Below are 10,439 nucleotides of genomic sequence, written 5' to 3'. Positions count from 1 at the left end.
GAGCCGGGCCGGCCGGAGGCGGTGCGGGACGCGGTTCGTACGGTCGCCGAGCAGCTGAGCGGCGGGGCCGCGCAGACACTGGACGGCGACCCGGACCTGCTCTCCGACGCGGCCCTGACCGGCCGGCCGGCCGAGGTGATGGCGGCTGTGGAGGACCGGATAACCCGGCTGGCCGCCGAGGTGTTCCGGGAGGACGGCTTCGAGGAGACGGAAGCCCGGGCGGCCGCGAGGCAGGTTTCCGGCTTCTATCTGGACTGGATCGCCCACCTGACCGCCTCCCTGCACTCCAGCCGTCCCTCCTGGGGCGGCCGCGTCCGGCACATCCGCACCCCCGGTCACCCGGGCCCGCAGGTGTGGCCGGGGGCGGGCGCCACCGAGAACCACGTCGTGGACAGCGGCCGCAACGACCTGCTGCGCGACCCCCGTACCAGGGAACTGACCCTCACCCTGCTGGGCCCGCCCACCGCGTGACTGGCCCCGGCACCTGAACCCACCCGGCAGAAGAGGAAGTCCGACGTGCCCCCATCGCGTGATCACGATCCGGCAGAAGCTCCGCGTACCCTGCCGGCCCTCTTCGCCCGGACCGTGGCCCGGCACCCGGACCGCCGCGCGGTGAGCGACGGGGACACCGTGCTCACGTACCGGGAACTCGACCGGCGCGCGGATGCCGTCGCCGCCCTGCTGACCGGGTGCGGCATCGGTCCGGGGGACCGGGTCGGGCTCTACACCAGCCGTTCCGTGGACGTGTTCACCGCCCTCCTCGGCGTGCTCAAGGTGGGCGCGGCCTACGTCGCCGTCGACGACCGCTACCCCGACAGCCGGCGCGACCTGATGCTGACCGTGAGCGGCGCGGCGGCGGTCCTCACCCGCGCGGACTGGGCACCCCGGCTCGCGGGGCTCGCCGTTCCCGTCGTCCCGCTGCCCGCCGAGTACGGCACCGCTCCCGCGTCCGCGCTCCGGCCCGACCCGGAGGACGCGGCCAGCGTGCTGTTCACCTCCGGCTCCACGGGCACGCCCAAGGCGATCGTGCTGGAGCACCGCAACCTGGTCGCCTTCGCGCTGAACCGCGCCCTGGCCCCGCTGACCGAGGAGGACCGGGTCGGCCAGATCTCCTCGCTCTCCTTCGACCTGTTCCACTACGAGATGTGGAACACCTTCGCGGCCGGCGCCGAGGTGGTCGTCCTGCCGCCGGTGCCCGAGCTGCTCGAGGCCGGGTTCGGCGCCGAACTCACCCGGCTCCGGGTCACCGCGATGCTGGTGCCCACCATGGTCTTCAACCATGTCGCCACCGAACACCCCGACGCCTTCGCCCCGTTGCGTCTCCTCCAAGTGGCCGGTGACGTGATCCTCCCGGCTGCCTGCCGGAACATTCTCGGCGGCGGCTTCACCGGCACCCTGCACAACCTGTACGGCCCGGCCGAGAGCACCACCGCCTGTACCGCCCACCGCGTCACCGCCCGCGACGCCGAGGGGGACGCCATCCCGATCGGCCGCCCCCTCGACGGCGTCACCGCGCACGTCTTCACCGACGGCCGCGCGGCCGCCCCCGGTGAGACCGGTGAACTCCTCATCGGGGGAGCTCAGTTGGCGCGCGGCTACCTCGACGCCCCCGAGCTGACGGCGGAACGCTTCGTGGACGACCCGTACGGCACCGGCATCGGCCGCGTCTACCGCACCGGCGACCTGGTCCGGCTCCGTGCGGACGGGGTGCTGGACTACGTCGGCCGGGTGGACAACCAGTGCAAGATACGCGGCTTCCGCGTCGAACTCGGCGAGGTGGAGCGGCTGATGCGCACCCTGCCGGGGGTGCGGGACGCGGTCGTGGTTCCCGAGGGCGAGGGCACCGACCGCATGCTGGTGGCCTTCGTCGCGGGCGCCGGACCGCTGGACGAGGCCGGCGTGCGGGAGGCGGCCGAGAAGGAGCTGCCCTTCTTCATGGTCCCCGGCTCGCTGGTGATCCTGCCGGAGATACCGGCCAACCACCACGGCAAACGGGACGTCGCCGCCCTGCTCGGCCTTCTCGCCGAGCGCCGCCGCGCCCATGCCGACGAGCGACGGGCGCTGTCGCCCACCGAGCGGTACCTCACCGGGCTGTGGGAAGAACTGCTCGCCGAGACCGGCATCGGCAGCACGGACCACTTCTTCGAACGCGGCGGCAACTCCCTGCTCGCCTTCCGCATGAGGATGCGCATCGCCCGCGACCTGGGCGCCGGCATCAGCCACCGCGCCGTGCTCGACCACCCGGTGCTCGCCGACCTGGCCCGGGCGGTCGACAGCGCCCACGCGCCCGCCCCGCAGCGGTGAAGGAGAGCACGATGACGACGGAGGGAACCGCGTCCGGGGACACGGCACCCGGGGCGGGAGGTCCTGCTGTTCGGCGACGACGTACTCGCCCGAACCGGCCATGCCAGGAAATTTGGGGGAGCCCATGACGGGGGAAGAACGCATGACGGAGCCGCCGGTCCCGGTGCACGAACACATCCTGCGGCAGGCTCGCAGCGATCCAGGGCGCACCGCCGTGCGCGACGGGGCGCGCGAGGTGTCCTACGGCGAGTTGGACCGCCTCTCCGGCCGCCTCGCCCGGCGCTTGACGGCCCTCGGGGTGCGCCCGGAGGACCGGGTCGCCCTGTGCCTGCCCGGCGGCGCCGACGCGGTGGTCACCGTTCTCGGCGTGCTCCGCGCGGGCGGCGCCTACGTCCCCCTCGACCCGGCCTACCCGGCGCAGCGCCTCCGCTTCGTCCTCGCCGACACCGGCGCCCGCTGCCTGGTCACCACTCGGGACCTGCTCGCCGTCGTCGCCGGCGCCCCCGAGCACGTGCTGTTGCTGGAGGACGTCCTGGCTGCCGAGGACGCCGAGGGCCCGGAGACCCCCGTATCGCCCGACAACGCGGCCTACGTCATCCACACCTCCGGCTCCACCGGCCGCCCCAAGGGCGTGCTCGTCCCGCACCGCGCGCTGGCCCACCATCTCCGGGCCACCGCCGGCATCTTCCGGCTCACCCCCGGGGACCGGGTCATGCAGTGCAGGTCGCTGAGCTTCGACGCCTCGGTGGAGGAGATCTTCCCGGCGCTGGCCCACGGCGCCACACTCGTCGTCAGCCCGGACGGGCTGCGTCTCACCCCGCGTGAACTCGTCGGCTGGATGGAGGCCGAGGGCATCACCGTCGCCTCCCTGCCCACCGCCTACTGGCATGCCCTGACCGAGGACGCCGCCCTCCTCGCCCGGCTCGCGGCCGCCCCCCTGCGGTTCGTGCTGGCCGCCGGAGAACAGGCGGCCCGCGAACGCCTGGCCGCCTGGAAGCGGACCGTCGGCGAGGATGTCGAGTTCTGCAACGTCTACGGCCCCACCGAGGCCACCGTCACCACCACCGTCTACCCGACGGGGCCCGGCTGGGAGCGGGACTGCGCCACCACCGTCCCCATCGGCCGTGCCCTCCCCGGCGTCCGGACCAGGGTCGTCGACGGCGAGCTGTACGTGGGCGGTGGAGGTGTGGCGCGCGGGTACCTGGGCCGTCCCGGGCTCACTGCCGAGCGGTTCGTGCCCGACCCGTCCGGGGAGCCGGGGGCGCGGATGTACCGCACCGGGGACCTGGTCCGCGAACGGCGCGACGGACTGCTCGAGTTCGCGGGACGCCGGGACTTTCAGACGAAGCTGCGGGGCTTCCGTGTGGAGCCGGGCGAGGTGGAGGCCGCGCTCGGGGCTGTGCCGGGGGTCGCGCAGGCGGTCGCGGTGGTCCGGGAGGACGAGCCGGGGGACCGCCGGCTGGTGGGGTACGTGGTGGGCGCCGGGGCCGACCCGGCGGCGGTACGGGAGGCGGTCGCCGAACGGCTTCCGTCGTATATGGTGCCGTCCGCCGTCGTGGTGCTGGACGCGCTGCCGCTGACGGTGAACGGCAAGGTCGACCGGGCCGCGCTGCCCCGGCCCCAGGTACGGGGCGCGGGCGTGGACCGGGTGCTGTCGGCGGAGGAGTCGGCGCTGTGCCGGCTGTTCGCGGACGTGCTGGGGGCGGCCGAGGTCGGCCCGCACGACGACTTCTTCGCACTCGGCGGGCACTCCTTGCTGGTGACCCGGCTGGTCGACGAGGTCCGGGGCGCACTGGGCCGGCAGCTGCCGATGGCCGCCGTCTTCGAGGCGCCCACCCCGGCCGGCCTCGCCGTACGGCTGGCCGAGGCATCCCCGGCAGGCCCGGAACGCGGCCCTCGTGACCGGCCCGCCGAACCCCCACTGTCGTACGCCCAGCGGCGGCTGTGGTTCCTCAACAGCCTCGAAGGGCCCAAGCCCGTCTACAACGTCCCCTACGCGCTTGCCCTCACCGGCCCGCTGGACGCGGCCGCACTGCACCGGGCCCTGCTGGACGTGCTGGCCCGCCACGAGAGCCTGCGCACCGTCTTCCCCGGTGACCTGGGCGAGCCGTACCAGCGGGTGCTCGCACCCGAGGAGGTGCTGCCGGAGCTGGCCGTCACGGACGTGGCCGCCGCACAGGTGTCCGACGAGCGGGACGCGTTCGCCGGACGGGCCTTCGACGTGTCCTTCGAACCCCCGCTGCGGGCGCGGCTGTTGCGCGCCGGCCCCGAGGAACACCACCTTCTCCTCGTCCTGCACCACATCGCGGTCGACGGCCTCTCCGTACGCCCCCTGGCCGCCGACCTGGCCGAGGCGTACCGCGCCCGTGTCAAGGGCGAGGCCCCGGCCTGGACCCCGCTGCCGCTGCAGTACGCCGACTACGCCCTCCGCCAGCGCGAGGCGCTCGGCGACCCGGCCGACCCCGGTAGCGCCTCCGGGCGCTCCCTCGCCTACTGGCGGGACCAACTGGACGGGCTGCCGGACCACTTGGAGCTGCCCACCGACCGGCCGCGCCCGGCCCGCGCCAGCCACACCGGCGGGGTCGTGCCCTTCACGCTGGATGCCGGCACCCACCGGCTGATCGTCGCCCTGGCCAGGAAGCTGCGTGCCACCCCGTTCATGGTCGTCCACGCGGCCCTCGCCGCGCTGCTCACCAGGATCGGTGCGGGCACCGACACCGTGCTCGGCACCCCGGTCGCCGGCCGCGCGGGGCAACGGCTCGACGACGCCGTGGGTTTCTTCGTCAACACCCTGGTGCTGCGTACCGACACGGGGGGCGATCCGACCTTCACGGAACTGGTGCGGCGGGCCCGCGCCACCGACCTGGCCGCCTTCGCCCACCAGGCGCTGCCCTTCGAGCTGCTGGTGGAGGCGTTGCGGCCGCCCAGGTCGCTGGGCCGCCATCCGCTCTTCCAGACCATGCTCGTCTTCGAGGACAGCCGCCGCGCCGGCTTCGAACTGGACCGGGTCCGCGTCGGGACGACCGAACTCCGGCTGCCGGTCTCCCGGTTCGACCTCGTCTTCGGCTTCACCGAGGACTACGCGGCGGACGGCAGCCCGGCCGGGTTGCGCGGCACGCTGGAGTACAGCGCCGATCTGTTCGACCCGGTCACCGCCGAACGGCTCACGGGCCGCCTGTGCACCCTGCTGAGCGGCGCCGTCGCCGACCCCGACCGCCCGCTGGGCCGCCTTCCGCTGTTGACCGGCCCCGAGCGCGCCCGGCTGCGGGAGCTTTCCACCGGTGCCACGGACGCCCGGCCCACCCCGCTCCTGGACGCCTTCGCCGCTCAGGTCCGCCTGCGTCCGGACGCCGTCGCCGTGCGCCACGAGGGCACCGCGCTCACGTACGCCCAGCTCGACGCCCGCGGCAACCGGCTCGCCCGGCTGCTCCGGGAGCGCGGGGCCGGGCAGGACTCGGTGGTGGCGCTGGCGATGCCGCGCTCACTGGAGTTCGTCGTCACCCTGCTCGCCGTGGTCAAGGCGGGTGCCGCGTACCTCCCGGTCGATCCCGGGCTCCCGGCCGACCGCATCCGTTTCATGGTCGAGGACGCCGCCCCGGTGTGCGTGGTGGCGTCGGCCGAGGTGGCGGAGCTGCTGGCGCCGGGCACCGGGACGGTCCCCATGGACCCGGACCTGGCGGGGTACGACGACACGCCCCTCACCCACCCCGGCGGCCTCGCCCCCGGACGGCTGCTGTACGTCATCTACACGTCCGGCTCCACCGGCCGGCCCAAGGCGGTCGCCTTCCCGGTGGACGCGTTCGAGAACCTGCTCGCCTGGCACGCCCGCGCCATCGGGGACCAACCGGGCCGGGTCACCGCCCAGTTCGCCTCGCTGGGCTTCGATCCGGCCCCCCAGGAGATCCTCTCGGCCCTCGGCTCCGGCAAGACCCTCGCCGTGCCCCGCGAGGAGGTGCGGCGCAGCCCGGCCGACCTGGTCCGCTGGATGGAGCAGGAGCAGGTGTCGGAACTCTTCGCGCCCACGGCCGTCATTCACGGCCTCTGCGAGGAGGCCCTGGAGCAGGGGCTGGACCTGCCCGCGCTCACCGACGTCGCGCAGGGCGGCGAACCGCTCACCGTCAGCCCCGCCATGCGCCGCTTCTTCGGCACCGGCCGCCGGCTGCACAACCTTTACGGCCCCACCGAGACCCACGCCGCCACCGCCCACCTCCTCGACGGCGACGCCGCCGACTGGCCCGCCACCGCTCCCATCGGGGTGCCGCTCGACCACCTCACCTGCCATGTCCTCGACGCCCGCCTCGCCCCCGTGCCGCTCGGCGGCGAGGGCGAGCTGTTCGTGGGCGGCGCCGGGGTGGCCCGGGGGTACGTCGGACGGCCGGGACTGACGGCGGAGCGGTTCGTCCCCGACCCGTTCGGGAGGCCGGGGGCGCGGCTGTACCGCACCGGAGACGTGGTGCGACACCGCCCGGACGGCCTGCTGGAGTTCGTCGGGCGACGGGACTTCCAGGTGAAGCTGCGCGGTTTCCGGGTCGAACTGGGCGAGGTCGAGGCCGCGCTGAGCGCCGCGCCCGGGGTCGGCCAGGCGGTCGCGGTGGTTCGGGAGGACGAACCGGGGGACCGCCGGCTGGTGGGGTACGTGGTGCCCGCCGGTGCCGACGCCAAGGCGGTCCGGGACGCGGTCGCCGCCCGGCTTCCCGCCTTCATGGTGCCGTCCGCCGTGGTCGCGCTGGACGCGCTGCCACTGACGGTGAACGGCAAGGTCGACCGGGCCGCGCTGCCCCGCCCGCGGGTCGTGGGCGCGGGCGTGGACCGGGAGCTGTCCGAGGAGGAGTCGGTGCTCTGCCGCCTCTTCGCCGACGTACTGGGTGCCGGCCGGGTCGGCCCGGACGACGACTTCTTCGCGCTCGGCGGGCACTCCCTGCTGGCGACCCGCCTGGTCAACCGGGTCCGGGCCGCGCTCGGCCGGAACGTCCCGATCGCCGCCGTCTTCGAGGCGCCCACCCCCGCCGCCCTCGCCGCGCGGCTGGGCTGACTCCCCGCGCACCCGCGCCGGGCCCATCCACGCTCGCCCTTGAGTGAAATGCCGTGATTCGGAGGAACTGTGTCAACCATTTCCCGCCGTCGCGCGCGCGCCGGCTCCGTCGAGGTGGACGACGCCTGGCAGGGCCGCGCCCTCCCCGCCCTGGTGCGGGGCGACTCCACCACCGACCTGACCGCCTGGCTGGCCGGCAACAGGGCCACCGTCGACGGTCTCGCCCACCGGGCCGGTGCCGTCCTCTTCCGGGGCTTCGGCATCGACACCCCGGAGAAGTTCCGGGCGTTCATGGAGGCCCTCTCCGACGACGTGCTCGGCTACGGCGAGCGCTCCTCGCCCCGGCACGAGGTCACCGAGGGCGTCTACACCTCCACCGATCACCCCGCTGACCAGCACATCGCCCTGCACAACGAGCAGTCGTACACCCTGGACTGGCCGCTCAGGATCGTCTTCTCCTGCCAGCGCGAGGCGACCCGGGGCGGCCGCACCCCGCTCGCCGACAGCAGGCGCGTCCTCGCCCGTCTTGCCGATTCCACCGTCGAGCGGTTCCGCGAGCGCGGGGTGCGCTACGTCCGGAACTACGTGCCCGGCATCAGCCTCACCTGGCAGGAGGCGTTCCAGACCGAGGACCGCGCGGCGGCCGAGGCGTACTGCGAGCGCAACGGCATCTCCTGGACCTGGGTCGACGGCGACCAATTGCGCACCTGGCAGAGCAGGCCCGCGATCCACCGGCACCCGCTCACCGGCGACGAGACCTGGTTCAACCACGCCCTCTTCTTCCACAACTCCACCCTGCCCGAGGAGGTCGGTGACGGGCTGCTGTCGGCGCTGGGCGAGGAGAACCTGCCCTACCACACGTACTACGGGGACGGGCAGCGCATCGAGGACGAGGTGGTCGAGGAGCTCCGTACCGCCTACGCGGAGGAGACCGTCGGCTTCGACTGGCGGCAGGGGGACGTCCTGGTGGTGGAGAACATGCTCTGCGCGCACGCCCGCGAGCCGTTCGAGGGGCCCCGCCGGATTCTCGCCGCCATGTCCGACCCCCGGTCCGCCGCAGGCGGTGCGCGATGAGCGCAGGGCCCGTGCGGCGCGCCCGCCGCACCACCGTCGAACCCGTCACCACGTCCTTCCTGGACGGTGACTTCGGAATGGTCGTCGAGTCCCGGTTCCCCGAACTCGACCTCGTCAGCCATCTCACCGCCAACCGCGAGCGCGTCACCGAGCACCTGGACCGACACGGGGCCGTCCTCTTCCGGGGGTTCTCCGTGCCGGACCCGGACCACTTCGGCCGGGCCGCCCGGGTCGTCGGCCCCGAACTTCTCGGGTATCTGGAGCGGGCCGCGCCGCGCACCGAGGTCGCCGACAAGGTGTTCACCTCCACGGAGTTCGCCTCCGACCAGACCATCCCGCTGCACCATGAGATGTCGTACTCCCACAACTGGCCCAGCAGGCTGTACTTCTACTGCGACCTGCCCGCCGAGACCGGCGGCGCCACCCCGCTCGCCGACGAGCGCGCGGTCACCCCGCGCATCCCGGCAAAGGTCCGCGAACGCTTCCGCCGGCACGGCGTGCTGTACGTCCGCAACTACGGCGACGCCCTCGACCTGCCCTGGCAGGAGGTGTTCCAGAGCACCGACCGGGCCGACGTGGAGGCGTACTGCCGGCAGTCGGCCACGGACTTCGAGTGGACCGGTGACGGCGGATTGCGCACCCGCGCCGTCCGCCAGGTCACCGCCCGGCATCCGCGCACGGGCGAGGAGGTGTGGTTCAACCACGTCCACCTCTTCCACTCCTCCAACATGCCGCCCGAGGTCCGCGAGGCCCTGCTGCGCGAATACGGCCCCGAGGGCCTGCCGCGCAACGTGTACTACGGCGACGGCACCCCCATCGAGGACGAGGTCGCCGCCCTGCTCCGCGGGCTCTACGAGGAGGCGGCCGTCTCCTTCCCGTGGCGGCACGGCGACGTACTGATGGTGGACAACTTCCTCGCCACCCACGGCCGCGGCCCCTTCACCGGTGAACGCCGCACTCTCGTCGCCATGTCCGACCTCTACGTGAATCGAGACGTCCTGTGACCACGGTCGACAGTTACCGGCTCTCCGCCCAGCAGCGGCGGCTGTGGGCCGACGCCCCGAAGGAGCGGGTCACCGCGAAGGTGCGCCTCGCCGGGCCCCTGGACCCCGGCCGGCTGAGCGCCGCCGTCGCCGCGCTCGTCGCCCGGCACGAGACGCTGCGCCTCGACATCGGCGACCTCACCGGCACCGGGCTGCCCGTGCAGGTGGTCCGCGACGACGCCGGCGCGGAGGTGCACCCCGCCGGCACCGCCCCGGCCGGCGATGCCCCGCTGCGGGTCGTGCACGGGCCCGGCGAACTCGTTCTGGATGCCTCGGTGCTGATCGCCGACCCGGAGAGCCTGCGTGTCCTGCTCACCGAACTCGCCGCCTGCTACGGCGGTGCCGCCCCGGTGGAGGACGAGGACCGTACCCAGTTCCTCGACGTCGTGGAGTGGCAGGGCGAGCAGGACCGCGCCGACCTCGACGCCGACCCCGCCGCCCTGACCGCGCTCACCCTTCCCGCCCTGGCCTCCGGCACCGCCGGGGAGCAGCCGACGGGGGAGTACCGCGCCGAATGCCCCGCCCCCGACGGGGACGACGCGGCCCACGCGCTGGCCGCCTGGGCCACCGCGCTCGGCCGGTACGCCGACGCGGGAACCCTCGCCCTCGCCGTGCACGACGACGGCCGGTCCGTGGACGGCACCCAGGGCGTCGTCGGCCCGCTCGCGGCCCCCGTACGCTGCGAGGTTCCCCGCACCCTCACCGCCGAGGCGGCCGCCGGCCTGCTCGCCGGGGTACGCGCCCGCAGTCTGCGCGTCACCCCGCTCGATCACCCCGTGGCCGCCGGCTTCACCCACGTCGCTGCCGCCGGCCCCGGCCCGCTCGCCGCACTCGGCGCCACCCGGGTCACGCTCGACGCGCCCCGCCCCGAGGCCCCGCTGCATCTGACCTGCACCCGCGACGGCGGAACCCTGGGTCTCGCTCTGCACGCCGACCCCGCCGTGGCCGACCCGGCCGCCGCCCGGTTGCTGCTGGGCGCCGTCACG

5 protein-coding genes and 1 pseudogene are annotated in these 10,439 nt (G+C 74.4%); all 6 read left to right on the top strand.

The genetic code is table 11. The annotated features are described in order from the left end of the window. A partial coding sequence (locus GT030_RS19055; protein WP_161202117.1) for a hypothetical protein occupies positions 1–471 on the top strand: 471 nt, incomplete at its 5' end. A 45-nt stretch (positions 472–516) separates the two neighbouring features. Next, positions 517–2,304: a non-ribosomal peptide synthetase gene (locus GT030_RS19050; protein ID WP_161202116.1), complete on the top strand. Its 1,788-nt coding sequence runs from the start codon at positions 517–519 to the stop codon at positions 2,302–2,304. A 142-nt stretch (positions 2,305–2,446) separates the two neighbouring features. Continuing rightward, positions 2,447–7,336, top strand: a complete 4,890-nt coding sequence (locus GT030_RS19045) for a non-ribosomal peptide synthetase (RefSeq protein WP_161202115.1) — start codon at positions 2,447–2,449, stop codon at positions 7,334–7,336. Between the two features lie 69 nt (positions 7,337–7,405). Continuing rightward, positions 7,406–8,410 (top strand): TauD/TfdA family dioxygenase, encoded by a 1,005-nt coding sequence (locus GT030_RS19040; protein ID WP_161202114.1) that lies wholly within the window; start codon positions 7,406–7,408, stop codon positions 8,408–8,410. After that, a complete protein-coding gene (locus tag GT030_RS19035; RefSeq protein ID WP_161202113.1) occupies positions 8,407–9,414 on the top strand; it encodes a TauD/TfdA family dioxygenase in 1,008 nt (335 codons plus the stop codon). The genes GT030_RS19040 and GT030_RS19035 overlap by 4 nt, the downstream gene beginning before the upstream one ends. Then, positions 9,411–10,439, top strand: a pseudogene (locus GT030_RS19030) (hypothetical protein); the annotation flags it as partial. The gene GT030_RS19035 and the pseudogene GT030_RS19030, both read left to right, overlap by 4 nt.

This window comes from Streptomyces sp. SID1328 (assembly GCF_009865595.1).
In the GTDB taxonomy this organism is placed as follows: domain Bacteria; phylum Actinomycetota; class Actinomycetes; order Streptomycetales; family Streptomycetaceae; genus Streptomyces; species Streptomyces griseoluteus.
Note: the sequence above shows the minus strand (reverse complement) of the source record. Positions and strands in the feature narration are given on the sequence as shown.

Coding starts and splice junctions, on each gene's coding strand:
- GT030_RS19045 (WP_161202115.1), top strand. CDS start 2,447: ATGACGGAGCCGCCGGTCCCGGTGCACGAACACATCCTGCGGCAGGCT.
- GT030_RS19035 (WP_161202113.1), top strand. CDS start 8,407: ATGAGCGCAGGGCCCGTGCGGCGCGCCCGCCGCACCACCGTCGAACCC.